At 71.6% G+C, this 20,365-nt stretch carries 17 protein-coding genes; 12 read left to right on the top strand and 5 right to left on the bottom strand.

Translation table 11 applies throughout. The annotated features are described in order from the left end of the window. From V6U79_RS27970 to V6U79_RS27945, 6 genes are all read left to right on the top strand, one after another. The coding region (locus tag V6U79_RS27970; RefSeq protein ID WP_334616477.1) for a right-handed parallel beta-helix repeat-containing protein at window positions 1-1,364 on the top strand (1,364 nt) is incomplete at its 5' end. A 58-nt stretch (window positions 1,365-1,422) separates the two neighbouring features. Further along, entirely contained in the window at window positions 1,423-1,866 is a 444-nt protein-coding gene (locus V6U79_RS27965) for a VOC family protein (protein WP_334616476.1), read from the top strand. Between the two features lie 108 nt (window positions 1,867-1,974). After that, window positions 1,975-3,549 carry an FMN-binding glutamate synthase family protein gene (locus tag V6U79_RS27960; RefSeq protein ID WP_334616475.1) on the top strand — a complete coding sequence of 525 codons (1,575 nt, stop codon included), beginning with the start codon at window positions 1,975-1,977 and terminating at the stop codon, window positions 3,547-3,549. A 79-nt stretch (window positions 3,550-3,628) separates the two neighbouring features. After that, window positions 3,629-4,153 carry a GNAT family N-acetyltransferase gene (locus V6U79_RS27955; protein WP_334616474.1) on the top strand — a complete coding sequence of 175 codons (525 nt, stop codon included), beginning with the start codon at window positions 3,629-3,631 and terminating at the stop codon, window positions 4,151-4,153. 79 nt (window positions 4,154-4,232) lie between these two features. Next, the gene (locus V6U79_RS27950; RefSeq protein WP_334616473.1) at window positions 4,233-4,571 is read left to right on the top strand and encodes a hypothetical protein; all 339 of its coding nucleotides are present in this window, start codon (window positions 4,233-4,235) and stop codon (window positions 4,569-4,571) included. A 36-nt stretch (window positions 4,572-4,607) separates the two neighbouring features. Further along, window positions 4,608-5,096, top strand: coding sequence for a ribosomal maturation YjgA family protein (locus V6U79_RS27945; RefSeq protein WP_334616472.1), 489 nt, complete (start codon window positions 4,608-4,610; stop codon window positions 5,094-5,096). Here the strand turns inward: V6U79_RS27945 and V6U79_RS27940 are convergent. Continuing rightward, window positions 5,075-6,547 (bottom strand): SDR family NAD(P)-dependent oxidoreductase, encoded by a 1,473-nt coding sequence (locus tag V6U79_RS27940; protein ID WP_334616471.1) that lies wholly within the window; start codon window positions 6,545-6,547, stop codon window positions 5,075-5,077. The two genes, V6U79_RS27945 and V6U79_RS27940, sit on opposite strands and share 22 nt — an antisense overlap. A gap of 216 nt (window positions 6,548-6,763) precedes the next feature. Here V6U79_RS27940 and V6U79_RS27935 point away from each other — a divergent pair, with 216 nt between their 5' ends. The 4 genes from V6U79_RS27935 to V6U79_RS27920 all read left to right on the top strand — a co-directional run bounded on the left by V6U79_RS27935 (window position 6,764) and on the right by V6U79_RS27920 (window position 11,542). Next, window positions 6,764-7,117 carry a hypothetical protein gene (locus V6U79_RS27935; protein WP_334616470.1) on the top strand — a complete coding sequence of 118 codons (354 nt, stop codon included), beginning with the start codon at window positions 6,764-6,766 and terminating at the stop codon, window positions 7,115-7,117. Then, complete coding sequence (locus V6U79_RS27930; protein ID WP_334616469.1) at window positions 7,114-9,606, top strand: tetratricopeptide repeat protein; 2,493 nt, start codon at window positions 7,114-7,116, stop codon at window positions 9,604-9,606. The genes V6U79_RS27935 and V6U79_RS27930 overlap by 4 nt, the downstream gene beginning before the upstream one ends. Window positions 9,607-9,654: 48 nt before the next feature. Next, on the top strand, window positions 9,655-10,443 hold the full coding sequence (locus tag V6U79_RS27925) for an enoyl-CoA hydratase/isomerase family protein (protein WP_334616468.1): 789 nt from the start codon (window positions 9,655-9,657) through the stop codon (window positions 10,441-10,443). Window positions 10,444-10,612: 169 nt separating this feature from the next. Continuing rightward, window positions 10,613-11,542, top strand: a complete 930-nt coding sequence (locus V6U79_RS27920; RefSeq protein ID WP_334616467.1) for a diacylglycerol/lipid kinase family protein — start codon at window positions 10,613-10,615, stop codon at window positions 11,540-11,542. Window positions 11,543-12,033: 491 nt separating this feature from the next. Here the strand turns inward: V6U79_RS27920 and V6U79_RS27915 are convergent, their stop codons facing one another. From V6U79_RS27915 to V6U79_RS27905, 3 genes are read right to left on the bottom strand one after another with little or no spacing between them, the layout of a single operon-like run. Further along, window positions 12,034-12,207: a hypothetical protein gene (locus V6U79_RS27915; protein WP_334616466.1), complete on the bottom strand. Its 174-nt coding sequence runs from the start codon at window positions 12,205-12,207 to the stop codon at window positions 12,034-12,036. Continuing rightward, a complete protein-coding gene (locus tag V6U79_RS27910) occupies window positions 12,204-12,422 on the bottom strand; it encodes a flavin reductase (protein WP_334616465.1) in 219 nt (72 codons plus the stop codon). The genes V6U79_RS27915 and V6U79_RS27910 overlap by 4 nt, the downstream gene beginning before the upstream one ends. Continuing rightward, a complete protein-coding gene (locus V6U79_RS27905; RefSeq protein WP_334616464.1) occupies window positions 12,419-12,598 on the bottom strand; it encodes a hypothetical protein in 180 nt (59 codons plus the stop codon). The genes V6U79_RS27910 and V6U79_RS27905 overlap by 4 nt, the downstream gene beginning before the upstream one ends. Before the next feature lie 743 nt (window positions 12,599-13,341). Here V6U79_RS27905 and V6U79_RS27900 point away from each other — a divergent pair. Further along, a complete protein-coding gene (locus V6U79_RS27900; RefSeq protein WP_334616463.1) occupies window positions 13,342-13,857 on the top strand; it encodes a helix-turn-helix domain-containing protein in 516 nt (171 codons plus the stop codon). Window positions 13,858-14,034: 177 nt separating this feature from the next. On the opposite strand, the gene V6U79_RS27895 is transcribed toward V6U79_RS27900, so the two are convergent. Then, window positions 14,035-18,210, bottom strand: coding sequence for an NACHT domain-containing protein (locus V6U79_RS27895; RefSeq protein ID WP_334616461.1), 4,176 nt, complete (start codon window positions 18,208-18,210; stop codon window positions 14,035-14,037). Window positions 18,211-18,501: 291 nt separating this feature from the next. On the opposite strand from V6U79_RS27895, the gene V6U79_RS27890 reads away from it, so the two are divergent. Further along, entirely contained in the window at window positions 18,502-19,209 is a 708-nt protein-coding gene (locus tag V6U79_RS27890) for a hypothetical protein (protein WP_334616460.1), read from the top strand. Window positions 19,210-20,365 lie beyond the last annotated feature (1,156 nt).

The raw sequence follows: 20,365 nt of genomic DNA, 5'->3' as shown, positions 1-20,365 counted from the left end.
GCCCGACCGCCGCGCCGACGCCGTCGCTGTCGCCGTCGGCGCGGCCCCGCCCGCCCGCGACCGTGCCCGCCGGGCCGGCGGCGGGCGCCGGGATCGGCGGGCCGACCTGGCCGGCCGGGCAGCTGCCGCCCACCACCGGCCGCTACCTGTACGTCTCCGGCACCGGCGACGACGGCAACAGTGGGCGCAGCCGCAAACGGCCGCTGCGGACGCTGGGCCGGGCCGCCGCGCTGACCGAACCCGGCGACACGGTGCTGGTCGACGACGGCGAGTACCGCGAGCCCGACCGGTTCGCGGTGGTGGCGATCGAACGCTCCGGCACCCCGCAGAAGTGGATCACCTGGGCCGCCTATCCCGGGGCCCGCCCGGTCGTCCGGGCCACCGCCTGGCACGGCATCTGGGTGCACGCCTCCTACGTCACCGTCTCCGGCTTCACCATCACCGGGCTGCGCGAGGAGCTGACCGCGGCGCAGCGGGCCGCGGCCCGGCGCGGCGACGTCACCGACCCGGCACTCTCCACCAGCTGCCTGTCCGTGAGCGAGCTGAGGAACGCCCCCACCCCGCGACGCCCGCACCACGTGGTGGTCTGGGGCAACACCATGACCGACTGCACGCTCAACGGCATCTCGGCCCAGTTCGCCGACCACGTGACGATCGCCCACAACGTCACCGCCCGCAACGCCTGGTGGTCGCCGTACGCCGGCAGCGGCATCTCGGTGCACAGCAGCTGGAACTCCGACGCCGGCACCGGCGTCAAGATGATCGTCCGGGGCAACGTCAGCCACGACAACCAGAACCTCGTGCCGGCCGCCGCCACCGGCAGGATCCAGGACGGCAACGGGATCATCGTCGAGTCGAACGACAACCGGGACGTCCGGGGCGCGCCGCTGTTCCAGACCCCCTACACCGGGCGGACGCTGGTGGAGAACAACATCTCGTACCGCAACGGCGGCCGGGGCGTCAACGTCTACCGGGCCGCCCACGTCGACGTCGTCAACAACACCCTCTACCGCAACGCCGCCCACCCCGACATCGAGATCGACCTGACGGTCACCGAGTGCCGGGACGTCCGGGTGGCCAACAGCGTGGTGGTCGCCGGCCCGGGCAGCCCCGCCGCCGCGCTGTCCCGCTCCACCGGGGTCACCTTCGACCACAACCTGCTCGTCGGGCGGACCCTCGGCGTCACCGACCGGGCCCTGACCTCGGCCGACCCCCGGTTCGTCGACCCCGGCGACGGCGACTTCCGGCTCGCCGCCGGCAGCCCGGCGGTGGACAGCGGCACCGCCACGGGAGCCCCGGAGCGCGACGCGCGGCGGGCGGCGCGGGTCGGCGGGGTGGACCGGGGCGCGCTGGAACGGCGCTGAACCCGCCGGCTGTCTTTCCGGCGCGTACGCCCCGACGTCACCCCGCTGCGGTGCGACGATGTCCTCGACCTACGACGAGGGGGCGGCAATGACGTCGCAGCTCAACCCGTACCTCGCCTTCGCCGGCAACGCCCGCGAGGCGATGGAGTTCTACCAGCAGGTGTTCGGCGGTGACCTTCACCTGACCACGTTCGGCGAGTTCGGCACCGAGGACCCGGCGCTCGCCGACCAGGTCATGCACGCCCTGCTCCGCACCACCAGCGGGCACGTGCTGATGGCCTCGGACCTGCCACCCGGCGTGGAGCTGCGGCGGGGCAACGGCAACACGATCAGCCTCAGCGGTGACGACGCCGACGAGCTGCGCGGCTACTGGCAGCGGCTCTCCGAGGGCGGCATCGTGGCGCTGGCGCTGGAAAAGCAGATGTGGGGCGACGAGTTCGGCCAGTGCGAGGACCGCTTCGGCGTCGGCTGGATGGTCAACATCTCCCAGCCCCAGAGCTGAGGGCCGCGCCCCCTGCCGACGCCGCCGGCACGGCAGGGGCCCTGGATCGACGCCACCGCGCGCGCCGCTTCCGTTTGGGCGGCGGCGGGACCGGAAAGAGTGCCGGGCATGAACTGGACCGGTCGAGCCGTACCCGTCGTCGCCGCCGCCGTCGCGGGCCTGGCCGTGCGCGACGTCCTCCAGCGCGACCACGCGCTGCTGCGCAACTTCCCGCTGATCGGGCGGGCCCGCTACCTGCTGGAGGCGATCGGGCCGGAGCTGCGGCAGTACATCGTCGCCGGCAACAACGAGGAGCGGCCGTTCACCCGCGACCAGCGGCGCTGGATCTACGCCTCGGCGAAGCAGGAGAACAACTACTTCGGCTTCGGCACGGACAACGACATCGAGTACACGCCCGGCTACCCGATCATCAAGCACCGCACCTTCGGCCGGGCGGTGCCGCCGTCGGCGCCCACGGCGGGACACGACGTACGGCTGCCCGCGGCGAAGGTGCTCGGCGGCGCGCGGGGCCGCGCCCACGCGTTCCGACCCGAGTCGGTGGTCAACATCTCCGGGATGAGCTTCGGTTCGCTGTCGGGCAACGCGATCACCGCGTTGAACAAGGGCGCGGCGCTCGCCGGCTGCCTGCAGAACACCGGCGAGGGCGGGCTGTCGCCGTACCACCGCAACGGCGGTGACCTGGTCTTCCAGCTCGGCACGGCGTACTTCGGCTGCCGGGACTCCCGCGGCCGGTTCAGCCTCGACAAGCTCAAGGAGCTGGTCGCCGGCGCCCCCGTGCGGGCGCTAGAGGTGAAGCTCAGCCAGGGCGCGAAGCCCAGCCTCGGCGGGTTGCTGCCCGGGGCGAAGGTCTCCGCGGAGATCGCCGCGACCCGGGGCATCCCGCAGGGCAAGGACTGCGTGAGCCCGTCCCGGCACGCCGAGTTCTCCGACTGCGACAGCCTGCTCGACTGGGTGGAGCTGCTCGCCGCCGAGACCGGGCTGCCGGTCGGCATCAAGTCCGCCGTCGGCGACCTCGGCTTCTGGGACGAGCTGACCACGCTGATGCGCGACACCGGCCGAGGCGTGGACTTCGTGACCGTCGACGGCGGCGAGGGCGGCACCGGCGCCGCGCCGCTGATCTTCACCGACTCGGTGTCGCTGCCGTTCCAGCAGGGCTTTGCCCGGGTCTACCGGACCTTTGCCGAGAAGGACCTGCACGAGCAGGTGGTCTTCGTCGGCGCCGGCAAGCTGGGCCTGCCCGACAACGCGATCGTGGCTTTCGCGCTGGGCTGCGACATGGTCAACGTGGGCCGGGAGGCGATGCTGGCGATCGGCTGCATCCAGGCGCAGAAGTGCCACACCGACACCTGCCCCACCGGCGTGGCCACCCAGAACCCGTGGCTGGCCCGCGGCCTCGACCCCACCCTCAAGTCCGTGCGCGCCGCCAACTACCTCCGCACCCTGCGGCGGGACCTGGTGAAGGTCGCCGAGGCGTGCGGCGTCGAGCACCCCGGCCTGATCGACACCGACGCGGTGGAGATCCTGGACGGCCGGACCGCCTCCACCCCGCTGCGCGAGGTCTACGGGTACCGGCCGGAGTGGGGGCTGCCGTCGGCGGCGGACCGGGCCGAGATCGCCCGGCTGATGACCGGCGAGGCGCCGCAGGGCGGCAGCGCCACCCCGTCGGCCACCGCCCAGGGCTGACCCGGGCCAGGCTCATCGCCACGCCGGCCGGCGGAAACCGGTGGCCGCCGCCGGCCGGCTGCGGCAGGATCTCCGACCGATGCTGATCAGACGAGAGACCCCCGCCGACGTCGACGCCGTCCGCGCCGTGCACGTCGCCGCCTTCGCGAAGGCGGACGCCCCGGACGCCGTACCCGTGGAAGCCGGCCTGGTCGACGCGCTCCGCGCCGACGAGGGCTGGCTGCCCGCCCTCTCCCTCGTCGCCGTCGCCGCCGACGGGACGGTCGTCGGGCACGTGGTCGCCACCCGGGGCACCGTGGGCGGTGCGCCCGTCGCCGTCGGGCTCGGGCCGCTCGGCGTGCTGCCGGCGTGGCAGGGTCGGGGGGTGGGCTCCGCGCTGATGCACGCGGTGCTCGGCGCCGCCGACGCGCTGGCCGTACCCTTGGTCGTGCTGCTCGGGCACCCCGGGTACTACCCCCGCTTCGGGTTCGTGCCGGCGGTGGACCTGGGCGTGACCCCGCCGGGTCCGTGGGGGCCGGCGTACTTCATGGCGCGGACGTTGAGCGCCTGGGAGCCGGACATCCGGGGCGAGTTCGCGTACGCCCGGCCCTTCAGCGACCTGTAGCCCGCCCGTCCCCCACTCGCCGCGCCTTCCGCGCGCTGCCGCCGTCGGGCATCCTGGGGAGATGGGAGAGGTGCTACCGATGCCCAGCTTCGGTGACCTGTTCACCGACACCCGGGGCGAGGACCGGACGATGCGGGTCAGCTACCACCCCGAGCGCGGCGCCGTGGTGCTGTCGCTGTGGAGCGGGGCCCACTGCCGGGGCTCCTTCCGGCTCGCCGCCGACGACGTCGGGCGGCTACGGGAGCTGCTCACCGCGATCGAGATCGCCGCCGCCGCACCGGCCGACGGGCCCGGGACCGGGGCCGCCGCCGGGTGCGCGGCGCCGGTGGAGGCGACGGAGGTCGTCCGGACCGGCGACATCTCCGGTACGGCGCGCCGGGCCGCGCTGCCGGTCGTGCCGCCGCCCCGGGTCGCCTGAGCGGGCGTTGGGCGATCGGCGGCTAGCATCGACCGAATGTCGATCACGTCGAGGACGGTGCGGCTGCTCACCCCACTGGCGGCGGCGCTGTTCCTGGGTGTCGCACTGGCGATCCGGGCGGTCGACGACGGGCCGCTGCGGCAGCACTCCGGCACCGCCCTGTACGCGTCCATGGTGTGGGCCGGGGTGTTGTTCGTCCGGCCCCGCCTGGCGCCGCTGCCCGCCGGGCTCGTCGCGGTGGTGTTCTGCTGGCTGATGGAGTGCGCGCAGCTGACGGGGATTCCGGCGGAGCTGTCGGCCCGCAGCGTGGCCGCGCGGCTGGCGCTGGGAGTGCAGTTCGATCCGGTGGACCTGGCCTGGTACCCGGCCGGGGTGGCGCCGCTGGTCGCGCTGCACCTCGCCGTACGCCGCCGACGGCGCACCGCCGGGCCGGTCGGGGCACCGATCGGCCCCGGCGGGGACGGGCGGGTGGGCGGCTCCCGCGACCAGCCACCCCGGACGGGTCACCAGGCGCAGGGGGCGTAGTCCTTCAGGAAGCAGCCGTAGAGCTCCTCGCCCTGTTCGCCACGGACGATCGGGTCGTACACCCGGGCCGCTCCGTCGACCAGGTCCAGCGGCGCGTGGAAGCCCTCGTCGGCCAGCCGCATCTTCGTCGGGTGCGGGCGCTCGTCGGTGATCCACCCGGTGTCGACGCTGGTCATCAGGATCCCGTCGGCGCGCATGTCCTCGGCGCTGGTGCGGGTCAGCATGTTCAGCGCCGCCTTGGCCATGTTGGTGTGCGGGTGCCCCGCCCCCTTGTAGCCCCGGGCGAACTGGCCCTCCATCGCCGACACGTTCACCACGTACGCGCGGCCTGCGGGCGACGCCGCCAGGGCCGGTCGCAGCCGGCTGACCAGGACGAACGGCGCGGTCACGTTGCAGAGCTGCACCTCCAGCAGCTCGACCGGGTCGACCTCGTGCACCCGCTGCACCCAGCTGTTGACCGGGGCGAGGTCCGGGGTCAGGCCGCCCGCGTCGACGGCGGTGGCGGCCGCGATCCGCTCGGGCGAGGCCGAGCCGCTGGTCAACGCCAGCGCGGTGAGGGCGTGTGGAGTGAGCGCGGGCGACGTCGGGGTGCCCTCCGGCAGCGCCGCGGTGTCACCCCGGCTCGCGGGGCCGGTGAAGGTGAGCAGCTCCGGCAGCGGCCCGTCCGGCAGGGCCGCCGCTTCGGCGGCGACGAGATGGGCGTACGCGCCGGGGCTGCGGCGTACGGTCTGCGCGGCGTTGTTGATCAGGATGTCGAGCGGCCCCTGCGCGGCGACCGAGTCGGCGAGCGCCACCACCTGGGCCGGGTCGCGCAGGTCGATGCCGACGACCCGCAGCCGGTGCAGCCAGTCCGCGCTGTCGGGCATCGCGGTGAACCGGCGGACCGCGTCGTGCGGGAACCGGGTGGTGATCGTGGTGTGGGCGCCGTCGCGCAGCAGCCGCAGCGCGATGTACATGCCGATCTTCGCGCGGCCGCCGGTCAGCAGCGCCCGCCGGCCGGTCAGGTCGGTGCGGGCGTCGCGGCGGGCCCGGTTCAGCGCGGCGCACGTCGGGCAGAGCTGGTGATAGAAGGCGTCCACCTCGCGGTAGCGCTCCTTGCAGATGTAGCAGCCGCGCGGATTGATCAGGGTGCCGGCGGTGGCGCCCGCGGTGGGCGAGGCGAGCGGGATGCCGCGCGTCTCGTCGTCGATCCGGCCCGGCGCGCCGGTGGCGGTGGCGGCCGTCACGGCCCGGTCGTGGGCCAGGACGGCGTCGCGCCGCTCCTCACGCCGCCGCTGCTTGATCATCTTGTACAGCTTCGCGGTGGCGCGCTGCACCCGCACCACGTCCGGGTGCTCGGGCGGCAACGCCTCCAGCGCCTCGAACACGTCCAGGCAGGTCTGCAACCGGTCCCGGTCGATGCCCACCGGGTCCCCGTTACGACCTGATCGTGCGACGTTGTCCACCGTCATTGCCACTACCGTCTCGTCCTCGTCCACTGGGTCGACCCACCGACCGACCCGGGAACTGTACGGACCACGGGGCCTCCGGTGCCACACGCCCCGACCGGCCGGGCCGCCGACGTGGCGGCCGGCGGCCCGGCGGGCATCCGCCACCGCGCCCGGACGGCCAATCATGCGGCCGAGCGGTGGATACCGGGCCACCGTCGCGGCGGCGACCATGACGGTGTGAAGTTGACCCCTCACCTGGTGTTGTCGGTCACGGGCGTCGTCGTCGCCGCGCTCGCGACCACGTTCGTCGTGCTGCGGTGGGAGTCGGCCGACCGGCTCGCGACGGCCGTGTCGGCGTTGGCGGCCGTCGCCAGCGTCGGGGTGGCAGTCTGGGCGGCCGTCACCGCCCGCCGGGCCGGCGGCCGGGCCGAATCGACCGGCCGGGCGACCGCCGAGGCGGGAAGCTACGCCACCTCCGGCATCGACGCGCCCGCCGACGATTCGGCCACCCTCGACGTCTCCGCGACCGGCGACGCCGAGGCCAGCGGCGGCGGGCAGGCGATCACCGGTATCCGCCGCCGCGACCGATGACCCGCGACCGGTTCGACGGACACCCCCCGTCCGGGTACGTCGTCACCAACACCGGCGGGGCGTGGGCCGGCGCACCGGGCAGCGTCGCGGTCTCCGGATACGTCGAGGGCAACGTCCTCGTCGGCCTGCCGCAGTACCGGCTCACCGCCCCGACCGCCGAGGCGCCGCGCGCGGCGGAGGGGTTGCGGCTCGCCGAACTGCTCGACGCGCGGCACCGGGTGGTCCCGTTCGTGGGCCGGTCCGCCGAGCGACGGTCGTTGGAGCAGTGGCTGACCGGGGTGGGCGCCACTCCGGACCGGTCGGCACTGCTGATCCACGCGGCGGGCGGCCAGGGCAAGACCCGCCTGGCGGACCGGTTCGCGGCCACCGCCCGGACGAACGGCTGGGCGGTGCTGCGGGCCCACCGCGACCCGGGCGCACCGGAGCCGACCACGGCCGCCGGTCCACCCCGCGGCCCGGCGGGGCTGCTGGTGGTCGTCGACTACGGCGACCGGTGGCCCGCCGCCGACCTGCGGGCCCTGTTCACCGACCCGCGGCTGCACCGCGACGGCCCGGTGCGTGTGCTGGTGCTGGCCCGGTCCCAGGGCTACTGGTGGCGGGCACTGCGGCACTGGCTGGGCACGATCGGCGTGTCGACCGGCGAGCGCGAGCTGGCCCCGCTGGCGGTCGACCCGGACACCCGGGAACTGCTCTTCCGGACGGCCGCCGCGCGCTTCGCCGAGCTGATCCCGGGGGCCCGGCTCGCCGAGGTGCCCACACCGGACCTGACCGACCCGGCGTACGAGACCGCGCTGACCGTACAGCTGGCGGCGCTGGTGGCCGTTGACGCCAGCCGGGGCGCCGGACCGGCCCCGCCGTCCACCCCGGTGGACCGGTACGGCTACCTGCTCGACCGGGAGGTCGGGCACTGGCAGCAGCTCTTCGCCGGAGCCGCCACCACCAGCCCACCCGAGCACCTCGACCGGGCGGTCTTCGCCGCGACGCTGACCGGCCCGGCGCCGTACGAGCTGGGGCGGGAGATCCTCGCCTGCGCCGGCGTGGACCCGGCGTGGACCGAGGTGCTGCTGGTCGACCACGCGACCTGCTACCCGCCCCGCGACCCTGGGTTTGTGCTGGAACCGCTGCAACCCGACCGGCTCGCCGAGGCGTACCTCGCACTGGCCCTGCCCGGTCACCCCTGGCCGTCCCACGCTCCCCGGCCGTGGGCGGGCGGGACGGCCCGCGCCCTGCTCCGGGCGGAAGGCGTGCCGCCCGCGGCGGCGCCCCGGGTCCGGGCGGCCACGCTCACGGTCCTGACGGAGGTGGCGGCCGCCTGGCGGCACGTCGCCACCACGGTGCTCCTGCCGGCGCTGCGCGCCGATCCGGGGCTCGCCACCGCCGCCGGCGGCGCCGTCCTGGCCACGATCGTCGACCTGCCCGACGCCGATGTCGCGCTGCTGGCCGCGGTCGAGCCGTTCCTGCCGCCGGGACGGGACGTCGACTTCGACAACGTGGCCTGCGACATCATGGCCCGGCTCGTCCGGCACCGGCTGCCCGGCTGCGACGCCCCCGTCGAGCTGGCGCGGTTACACCTCGCCTACGGGCGCCGGCTGGCCAACGCCGGGGACCGCGAGGCGGCCCTGGACGAGATCGACAAGGCCGTGACGGCGGGCCAGGAGGCGGTAGACGGGGACCCCTCCCCCGGCCGCCGCGCCCTGCTGGCACAGGCCCTGCACCTGCGCGGCTACCGGCTCGCCGCGCTGAGCCGTTACCCGGAGGCGCTGGTCAGCGTCGAGCGGGCGGTCGGGATCCTCACCCCGCTCGCCGACGGCGGGGGCGCCGAGGCGGAGACGCACCGGTGGGCGCTGGCGGAGACGCTCGACAACCTCGGGGTGCGGCTGTCGAACGTCGGCCGGCACGAGGAGGCCGAGGTGGCGGCGCGGCGCGCGGTCGAGGTGTTCCGCGACGGCCCCGGCTCCCCGGCGGTGCAGGTGAGCCTGGCCGGAGCGCTGACCAACCTGGCCGTGATCGAGGCGCAGCTGGGCGCGGGATGGTCGGCCCTGGCCACCGTCCGCCGGGCGGTGCACATCTGGCGCCGGCTCAGCGACGACCAGCCGTCGATCTACCTGCCCGAGCTGGCGCTGGCGCTGAACACGGTAGGGCTGCGGCAGGCCGACCTGGTACAGCTGCCGGCAGCGGTGGACGCCGCGGAGGAGTCGGTGCGGATCTATCGCGACCTCGTCCGGGTCAACGCGGTCGCGTTCGAACTGGACCTGGCCGCGGTGCTGGCGAACCTGAGCGGCTACCTGTGGCGGCTGGACCGCCGCGCCGAGGCGTTGCAGGCCAACGCCGAGGCCGAGGAGATCTTCGCGCGGTGGGGCGGCGCCAACCCGGAGGCGTTCTCGCTGCACCTGCGCCACGTGCGGGAGAACATCGCGCGGATGAGGGCGCAGCGGTCCTCGACGGACCTGCGCCGGTGGGAGCTGGGCGCGCACTCGTTCCATAGTTGACGTCCGTGCCCTTCGGCCGCCGCCCGCCGCCCCGGCTAGGCTGCGCCGGTGACCGAACCGTCAGCCCTGACGCGCCTGGAGGTCGAGCCCTCCGGGCTGGCCGTGTTGACCGTCGACGCCGGGCCGCTCAACCTCTACACCCTCGACCTGCACGAGCGGATCGACGCGGCGCTCGACGGGCTGCCGGGCGACACCCGCGCCCTGTTGGTCCGCTTCGACGGGCGGGTGGTCAGCGCCGGCGTGGACGTAAGCCTCTTTGAGGCGCAGCAGTCGCCGGAGCAGGCGAAGGTGCTCTTCGACCGGATGCTGACGCTGCCACAGCGGATCGCCGCCTACGAGTTCCCCACCGTCTTCGCCGCGCACGCCCTCTGCCTGACCTGGGCGTTCGAGGTGGCGGTGGCCTGCGACATCATCCTCGCCGCGCAGCGGGCCAGCTTCGGCCTGGTGGAGCGGGTGGTCGGGCTGACACCCACAATGGGCGGCACCCAGCGGCTCGCCGCGCGCGCCGGGGTGGGCCGGGCCAAGGAGTTCGTGATGACCGGCGAGCGGTATCCGGCCTCGGTGCTGGAGCGCTGGAACGTGGTGAACCGGGTCCTGCCCGACGACGGCTTCGACGAGGCGGCCCGGGAGTTCGCCGCGCGGCTCGCCGCCGGGCCGACCCGCGCCCACGCCGCCACGAAGCGGGTGCTCGACCACTTCGCCGCCGGCGGCGTGTCCGAGGCCGACCGGCACGTCACGGAGATCGCCGCCGAGCTCTACCGCACCGAGGACCTCCGCAACGCGGTGCGCTCGTTCCTCACCGACGGGCCGGGCCAGGCGACGTTCACCGGACGCTGACCAGGGCCCCGGTCGACGTACGCGCCGCGCCGCCACCCTGCCGACCCCGGTGGGACAAGGCCCCGACGGCGCTGGGGCGCGCACCGCGCCTCGGCCGTACCCGGAGTTGCAGGACCGGTAACCCGAGGCGGGCGGGCGGCGGGACGGCGGGGCGATAGGGTCGGGCCTCATGCGGACGAAGCAGGAGTTGACCGCGGCCATCCGGCGGGACCGAAGAGCGGCGCTGGTCATCAACGCCCGCTCCCGCCGCGGCCAGGAGAACTTCGAGCGAGCCCGGATCCGACTGACCACGGCCGGCTTCGACCTGCTCGGCACGTACCCGGTGCACCGGCCCGGGCAGCTCGAGGAGAGCATCGCCGCCGCCGCGGACCTGGGGCCGGACCTCCTCGTCGCCGGCGGCGGCGACGGCACGCTCAGCACCGCCGCGCGGCTGCTCGCCCACCGGGACATCGCGCTCGGCGCGCTGCCACTGGGCACCACCAACAACTTCGCCCGGACAATCGGCCTCCCGCTGGACCTCGACGACGCGGTCGCGGTCCTCACCGACGGCACGGTGATCGACGTCGACCTCGGGATCGCCGGCGGGATGCGCTTCACCAACCAGCTCGGCGTCGGCCTCTCCGCCGACATCATGCGCCGGACCCCGCCCCGGCTGAAGCGGATCTCCGGCCGGCTGGCGTACCCGTTGACGGCGCTGGCGCTGCTCGGCGGGCACCGGCCGCTGCGCGCCACCGTCCGCGCCGGCGGCACCGCCTACGAGTTCCTCACCCACCAGCTCTACGTCGCCAACGGCGGCTTCCACGCCGGCCGGCCGATCACCGCCGACGCCGACGCCGACGACCGGCTGCTGGTGGCGTACCCGGTCGGCGGGGCGACCCGCCGCGGCCTGGTCCGCGCGACCGTCCGCAACGCCGCGACCGGCCACCGCCGCACCCTGCACGAGGAGCCGTTCCTCGCCGTGGACGAGCTCTGGCTGGAGACCGACCGGCCGGCACGCTTCGAGGTCGACGGCGAGTTGTGCGGGACGACGCCGATTCGGGTCGCCGTGGATGCGAACGCGTTGCGAGTGATGGCGCCGGCGGGCAGTCCGGACCGCTGACGCCGGACTCAGGCCCCCGCCGCAGAACAGCGGAGTGACCGGGCTCCCGGCGGCCGATTGGCAGATCCCCGAAGATGGTGCTCCGCGCCGCGCGCTCGACCTCCGCGTCCAGGTCGATTTTCAGCTCTTCGGACGCGTCGTGAGCGGCGCCGATGAGCACAAGTTCGGTCCCGGGGTGATCGGGGAAGCCGGGCGGGCCGAGCGGGGCGAAGCGACGACCGTGGAACTTAGCCCTGTAGCAGCGCGGGGCAGCGTGACCCTCCGGGACCCGCGCTCGAACACGACTCGCCAGACGTGCGTCAGCAGCGGCAAGTCGGCCACCGGCCGTTCCTATCTCGTTGGTGCGCCGCCAAGGACTCGAACCCCGAGCCCGCGGGGTGCCGGCGAGCCGGCCGAATCGGGTGCGGTGCGAGGTCATTCGGCCTGCTGGCGCGCTTCTCGGGCTGGTTCGGCTGGCACGGTTGCTGTACTTCGCTGCTGTACTGCTGGCCTCAGACGAGGGGCCGGATGCGGGCCTTCGGACGCTCGTTTCTCAGGTGGCCCTGCTTGTGCTGGCGGACCTGCTCGTCCCACACCTCTTGGTCGTAGTCCGGGTTCGGCGGGATCCACTTGTGGGAGCCATCGCTGTAGTGGAACTTCTCGTCGCCGGGTCGCAGGATGCTCATCGGGTCCAGCCGAGGAACCGGTGGTGCAGGTTTCCGGCGGGGACGTGGGCCAGGTCCTGGGCGGCGTCGACGAGCTGGGCGGCCAGGTAGAGGGCGAGCGACACCGGGGCGCGGTCGTACTCCGCTCGCAGCTCCCGCCGCCGCGTCTGGCAGGGCCAGTCGGCACCGCAGCCGCCGCACGTCCAGGTCGGCGTAACGGGACCGTGGGCGGTCACCGCACACCGCCGAGGAAACGCACGGTGATCGTCCGGGCCTGCCGACTGGGCGCCCAATCCGTCTGCCAGCACGGGTACGGCGTCAGCCGCGACCACCACGCCCGGCAGCCGACGCACATGCCGTCGACTCCTCGAACGTGTACCGCGACGATCGTTTGCTCCTGGCCGTCGTTCACCGCTCACCGTCCTGGGGCCAGTGGCCACGATTGACTGGAACGCGGTGTCGGACGTGGAAGGGCAAGTCGGCTCCGCATCGGCACACGCGCCGCCAGTTCCTCCAAGACCAGACGGGACGGTGTCGCTGAGCCAGGGTCAGGGCGGTCACCGACAGGTACTCGTCATACGAGACGCGCTGGCTGCCAAGAGCCGACCGGCCACGTCGGCACACGCGCCGCCAGTTCCTCCAAGACCAGACGGGACGGTGTCGCTGAGCCAGGGTCAGGGCGGTCACCGACAGGTACTCGTCATACGAGACGCGCTGGCTGCCAAGAGCCGACCGGCCACGGTCGCCGCCGGTACGGCGGCTCATTGACGGCTCCCGGGTGCCTGTCTGTTCTGCCGGCGCGGCCCGGTCGGCGCTCCTCGCCTCAATTCGCAGGACGGCGGGACCTGTCGTAGCCGGGTTGCCTGGTCCAGTAGCCGCTGCCGGGCCGCCGCCTGCTCGGCCGTCTGGTGTTGCTGACCGATGCTCGGTCGCGACGGCGTGGGCCACCCGAGCAGCCACCGCATCAGAGCAAACAGACGACTCGGGGCCGGCTCGATGAGTGGATTCTTAGCATCGAAAGGCATGCCCGAAACGATTCCGCCGGCTCAGACTCGGCGGCCATGTCCGCTGGCCATGTCACGGTGGCATGAGCGGGCTCGACCTGCTCGAACCCCGCCCCTAGGCTTCAGCGCGGGCACCATGAGTAGTCATGTGATGACATCGCGGTTCGCTGTGCCGCTCGATCACCCCCAGGTTCCCGAGGAGCTGTGGTCCCGGGAGGACATGCGCGCCGCGCTGGGCGTCCGCGACATCGGCACGGTGTTTCCGCTCCTCGCCCGGCACACCGGTGCAAGTCAGACGCGGATCGGGGCGGCCGTCGGCCTGGAACAGGGTTACGTCAGCCGGATCATCGCCGGCCGGAAGGTGTCCTCCATCGAGGTACTGGAACGGATCGCCGACGGGTGCCGCATGCCCGACGAGGCCCGGATGACGCTGGGTCTGGCGCCGCGCCGGCGGCGATGTGCCGCCGACATGGCCGCGCATCCTCGCGGTGGGCAGAGTGACGCGCAGGCCAACCGGTCCTGGCGTGAGGACGTCCAGGCCGGGCGGGCCGCCAGTTACCGCCAGTTAAGCCGCGATGTCGCGGGCCGTGTCAGCTGCACGCCGGGTTTCTTCCTCGGCTTCGTTGGCGATGGCTGCTCGCTACTCGGCGGCGTACTCGGCGAGTAGCAGCCGACACGAGCTGGCACAAGGTCGACGGTCGTCGGAGTGCCGACAAGGAGTTGTTGGTTCTCGCCTCCAGCAGGCGCGGCGGTGACGAACGGGGTGCCGGAGCCGACGGTGCCGAGTACGTCAGCCCATGCCGGCGCGGGTGGTGGGAGCTTGCGGGTGTCGTGCCCGGGGCGCTCAAGGTGTTGCGTCGAAGGTGGGGGTTCCGCGGCGGGTCCGAGGACGGAGGGCAGGACGACGGTCTTGGCGCTCATTCTCGGAAGGGTGACCTGTGATGCTGCCGAGATCACCGGTGGCGAGCGAGAAGTCGATGACACGCACGTCGATGGTGCGGCCTGCGGTGACGGCGACATTCGCTGCCTGCTGTAGCGCCTGTTGAAGTTCGGCCGGTGTCCTGTCGCCGGTCCGGCTCTGGGCTTCGCCGTATCGCCGATCGCTACTGTCCCAGACGTCGCCGGCGAAGTAGGCCACCAGGTAGATGCCGGTGCCCCCCAACGGGCCGGTGAGATAGCGGTCGGCGAGCTGGGGGCCGAAGGCTTTGGTGACGTCTGGGTGCCAGTTGCCTTTGACCTCGATGACGATGTTGAGTTCGACACGGACGGTGGTGGTCTGCAGGGCGACGGCGATGATGTCGGGCCGGTCTGCCGGTGTGCTGCCGAGACGGGGACTGATCTCGACTTCCCGGAACAGCGCGATGTGGGCCCTCAGGTAGTGTCGTAGCTCGCGGGTCAGCCAGGTGGAGATCTCGTTTTCTTCCTTGGGCACCCAGGTGCCGCTCCACCGTTCGCCGCCTGGGCGTTGACGGTGCCACGCCAACGCGCACATGGCCCGATCGCGGCGCACGTCAATGGCGAAGTTGTCGATCGCGCCGAGCAGGACCTCGACGAACTCCTCACGGGTGCGGACGCGGCGTAGTTCAGGGGTGTCTAGGACCGCGAGGATCTCGGTCACGGACGCGGTAGAGCCTGCGGCGATGGCGGTGTCCTCCAGGCGGCGCGCGCGTTGGCGGAGGTACACGTAGCCGGTGCGTTCGGCGAGGCGCCGGAGTGTGGCGACTGCGGATCTGGCCTGCAGCAGCGGGTCCGTCGTCGGGGCGAGCTGCTGCGGGTCGGACAGGATGTCCACGAGGTGGTCGGCGAATCCGGGGACCGGGTCGGTGGAAATGTGAACGCCAGGCGCGGCGAGGGGCTGCCGGAACGTGGTGTCGGCCCAGAGGAACAACTCGCCGATGTGCTCAGGCGTGAGACCGGTCCAGGCTCGCAGCCCGCCGTCACTGGCAGCGCTCCTGATCACGGCTGCGGCGAACGTGGCGTCGCTGCGCAGCACCGCGATGAACTCGGCGAAGTGGTCGGACAGTGTCGGCATCGCGGCGAGGGCAGCGGCCGCGTGAACGGCAATATCGCGCCCCGCACCTTCACCAGATTGGTACTGCCGCAGCAGGCCTCGCGCGATGAGGGTCGCTCGATCGGGTTGGTGGGTGGCGCCGATCATCAGCAGGTGCCGGAGATGGCGGCCGCCGACAGCCTCGCTCCCGGCTTCGGCTAGATCAAGAGCGGCTGCACTGATTGCCGGCGTCTGTACCCCGTGCAGATGCCAGACGATAGTCGGCTCAGTCAGCGCCGCAACGACGATCTGTTCAGCCGCGACTGGGTCGGCTCCCATGCTCCGGTGGATGGCCGTGCGGATAAGCCCGGCAACGTCCGGCTCGCCGATCAGTGTTGGCAGCCAGGCGAGCCAGCGTTCGGTGGTCACCGCCGTCAGGCGCTTCGGGTCGTGTCTGCTCAGGATGGAGTGAGCGGCGTTGAGCCGACACCGGCCGTCGGCGGTGATGGCGGACGCCTGCGGTGACAGCATGTGCCGCCGCGCTTGATCGGCCAACTGTTCCTGCTGGTCAGGGCTCAGCTTGTGCCACTGCAGGTTCGCCGGGCCGTCCTCGCCGATGACGTCGAGTACGCGGTCATCGTCGTGGCCGAGCAGTTCGCCGACGCGTTGCAGGAGCTGCTCGGTCAATGGCGGAGGGATGGCCGCTGTGTGCGGTGGTGGGGCGGTGCGTTCCTGGCAGGCTTCGGCGCTGAAGTAGTGGTTGAACACCGCCGCGGCGCCGCTCCCGACCTGCAGTTGGGCCGCTGCGGCTCGGGTTGCGGCCGGCAGCTGAGCCGGGCTGGTGATGGCGGCCGCGATCGAGGACAGTACTGCCTCGGCGAGGCGGGCGTCGTTGACGGCGACGCGGTCTTGGGCGGCAGCCAGGCGCTGCGCCCACCAGAGGGCGTCCTGCGCGCCCGTCAGTGGTGAGTTCACGAGGTGGTGTGCGCTGCTGACCATCGCGCGGGCGGCCACGTGGGCGGCGAACCGGCGCCGCCGTTCGTCGTCCAGGTGCTGCAGGGCGTCGGCTGGCCAGTCCGGTAGGGCGTGCTCGTCCAGCAGAGCCGCGGTGATCGTGACGGATTGCTCCCAGCTGGTGCCATCGTTCAGTTCGCCGGAGAGCACCCTCAGGACTAGGCGTGGTATGTGGTCCAGTCGGCGCTGCTCGCGGCGAACAGAGGGCGGCATCGTGGCGATGAACTGCAGCAGGTCGGCGTCCTGGTCGGTGGGGATAGCCCCGGCATGGTTGATGATGCCGATCAGCGCCCGAGCGAATGCGCTGCCGCCGGCCCTGCGGCCACCGGGCGGTATTGCGGCATGGAGATCAGCGGTCGTCAGGTAGGTCGGCCACAGCCATCGGGCAAGCTCCGTTCTGACAACCCAGGGGATGCCGCCGTCGCGTAGCAGCGTGGTTCCGCGGTTGACGAGGTGCGAATCGGTGCTGCCGCGTAGCGCGATGGCGGCCCAGGTGGCGGCCTGAATGTCGGCGTTGTAGTCGTCGGGGCCTGAGCGCCGCGCGATGTCCTCGATCACGGCAACGAGGTTGGCGTCGAGGTCGCGTAACCCGTTGGCGATGACGACCAGCAAGACTTCCTTGATGCGCCAGGCGGGCTGCCCCGCCGCCAGCAACGGCGCGAGATCCTCGCCGAGTTCCGGATACAGCAGGCCGGTGTAGTCGAGGCCGAACCGGTCCAGATCCGGTTCGGTGCCGCCAGGGTCGTACGGGGGGGCGTCGTTGGCCAGACTCTCGATCAGAGTGGCGCCGAGCCGGCGTCGTTGATCATCGGAGCGGTGTCGCAGATCGGGGTTAAACAGCAGCTCGTAACGTCGCTCCAAAGCCCACTCGAACCAGGCGTCGTCGGTGGAGGCGAGCCACGCCGTGACCCCGAGCAGCTGTGGTGGGATCACCTGCGGCATCGCAGGGCTTCCCAGCAACGCCGCTACCGATTCCTTCGGTAACGACTGAAGCTGTTCAGCGCACAGGTACTCCTCGATGCTGCGGTGAAACCAGGAACGCTCATCAATGTTGCCCCGCATCAGGCCGCCGTCGATGACCGCGTGAAGGGCAGTAAGGGCGATGTCACTGGTGGCGATGTCCTCAAGGTCAACGACCCTGCCCGTGTGGTCGGCACGGGGCTGCCGGTGAACGATCGTGGTACCGGACAGGGCGGTGACCGCAGCCAGTCGGCGGGCCGCCTTGAGGATCTGAGCAGTCGGCGGTCGATTTCCGGTAGCCCGGTCGTCGGGTCCATCGACTAACCCAGCGATGCCGCTGCGGTAGGTATCGGCGCGGGTGCGGGGCATCTGGCCCTTACGGTGGGCTTGCAGGACCAGCCGAAGCGATAGAGGGTGCGCCGCCAGCGGCCCGATGCCGGACTTCGCGACGCGGCGCATGAATTCGTCGGGATCGGGCAGATCGACTGACGCCGCCTGTCGGGCCTGCGCCGCCGTCAGTGGCGCGAGCTGGTAAACAGCACAGGGCGCGAGGCCCTCCGGCAGGGCCTGGTCGATGCTCACTGGCCACTGCGACCCAGTGATCGCTGCGAAGCGAAGCCGCGGCAGGGGCGCCTCGTGACGAATCAGCGCCTTCCGGACGCCACGGGCGATCGACTGAAAAGTCCCGTTTGTCTGGTCAAGGCCGTCAATGAGGACAACGCCCTCCGGGCCTACCTCCCTCAGGGCCTGGGCCACGTCGTCGCCGGCTTCTCGCCCGTCGAGGCCACTGAGGTCGATGAAGGTGACCGAGCGGCCTAGGTCCTGCAAGCGCCGTTGTTCAGCTCGTAACGCCTGAGTCTTGCCGATGCCCGACTCGCCCACGATGAGGATGACAGGCTCGATCAGGTCGACCAGTCGGGTGCCGGTTTGGGCCTGCGCACGGGGGTAAGGCTCTTCTGGGTCCTTGAGGAACCCGTCCGCGCTGATCGGCAGGCTTCCCGGGTAGGGAAAATACGCGCGTACCCATGGCACCATACCGTCGCCCAGGTATCCCACCGGATCACGATACCGGCGCTACCAAGCCACCAGACGATACCCTCGCCGACGTCGACGGTGACAACCGACCGGTTGACCTCCGCGCGCTGCATCAGCACCGACCTGGAGCGGCCTACGGGCTGGCGATACGTCGGACGGCGGCGCCGCGCAGCCGTCGAAGCTTCTTGTACTTTGATCCGGTTGGCTCATCGGCAGGGGTTGAAGGCGCCCGACGGCTCGGTCCCGGTCGAAGCGACACCAGGCCGACCGCGCCATCCGGCCTTAGGGGTCCGCGAGGAGAGGGGCGACGTCATGTCCGAGCTGTTCGGCACCAATACGATCGACATCGGCGGCACGTCGATGCTGTTGACGGTGACCAGCGGATCGGCGATTCATCTCGCAGCGCCGGCTCAGACACCTGGCTCTGGACGCGCAGCCGTCTTGGAACACCATCTGCGGAGCAACGATCCAGATCGGGAACGGCTGCTCGCTAACTACGATCGGCGGGCCTTGGCGGAGCCGCGATGGTCGGCGACAACCCTGTGCGGCCGGGAGTGGTCGCTGATGATCGGCGGCGACGGTGGCACCGTCTCGCTGTTTCGCGAGACGGCGTTCGCGCCGACCTGCCGACGATGCATGGCGGTGGTCGACCGCCAGTTCCCGAAGCCCACCGCCGATGACCGCCTCGCACTTGTGGCTCGGCTGGCGGCTGACAAGGTTCTCGAAAGCGGGCACGTCGAGGTGCACAACGTACCGGCCGACCAGCAGACGCTGCTACGTAACGGCGTCAAGAAGCTGCTCCGGGCCGTGACGAGCCACAGTGTCGCCACGCATGTGCTACAGGCGGGACAGATCACCGTCGTCTGCGATTCCATCTACGACGAGCAGTCCCACGACCGAGCCGCCGAGGCCATCGAAGACTTGGCGACATTCATCTTCGCGTCAGGTATGCAGCAATCGCCAGACGAATACATCGAGCGCGACTGGGTCATCGACTGGCAGCAGTGGGATGTTCCCTGAATACCTTGGGCTCGGCTCCACGCGAGCGCCGGAAGAGACTGCCGGAGGAGCATCGCGGGCCGTCCACAATTCGCCTACAGGCCATTCTGCTCACTGCATCCCCAAACCCGCTCCGCGTGCGCCAACACCGCTTTCAAGTCATACATGACCCGGTATCTGCTACCTGAACGCCCACTCTCATCAGATCCAGCCTGACCGTCTGCGCGCATCGCCGAGACACCCGTAGCTTCCGGGGAGCGCGCCCAAGACCGGATCAGCGCAGCCGCCACCGGGCGCCGCCACCTCACCGCTAGGTGTTCAGCGATGGCGTATGCGTCTAACGGGATCTGCTTTCTTACGCTAGACGCAATCCACCAGTCGACTGCGCCGGCAGCGCCGCAGAGAACGCACATGATCCTGCGGTCATCAAAATTTTGGTAGAGGTCTCCCCCACACCGCACCCCCTCCTCCGCCAGTGAGCACGCGCCAGCTTTGACCCAATCCGACGCGCCATCGTGCGCCAAATGCCATAGTTCTGGCGCCTCAGCAATATCGCGTAAAAGTTTAGAGACCGCTTGAACTTGAGAGTTCCTGGCGAGCCAGTCAGCATTGTTCCGAATCACATTCAACATAACTTTCGGAGATTCGCAATCCACAGCAACCCCCCTCGCCTCGATCACAATTTGAGCCACCGAGAAGAGCGCTTCTTTGATTGCCCCCCTTGCGTCTATAACATTCCCCCGGGGTGCATTTGATGGGACTCGAGAACCAGAAACCCTCTCACAATATTGCGGCGCATGGCCCAGCGCAGCCTCAAGCTCCACATAGAGGTTGTAGGCAATCTTGGCAAACCGGATTATTTGCTGCACCTTCACGCCTTGCTCCGACAAACCTCCGCCTACGAGACCACCCTTGGACATGCGCCCGCCAGTTCACTAGTGCCACCGAAGGTTCCGCTCCGAGGCTAAGCCAACCCTCCGACATGGACGCCTGAAGGGCGTGGCTGAAGTAGTTCAACCCGGTCGACGGATGATCGCGCGCTAACGGCCGTCGGCGTACCGGTTCCAATGCAGAATTAGGTACGCCCGAACCGCGCACCCCTGGCCCAGGGCAGATACCCGTACGCCAACAATGGCCATCCACCCGACGCCGCTTGAGGCGCGTCAGCGGACGAACC

This window comes from Micromonospora psammae (assembly GCF_036902725.1).
Taxonomy (GTDB): domain Bacteria; phylum Actinomycetota; class Actinomycetes; order Mycobacteriales; family Micromonosporaceae; genus Micromonospora.
The sequence above is the reverse complement of the archived record's forward strand: the minus strand, read 5'-3'. Positions and strand labels throughout refer to the sequence as shown.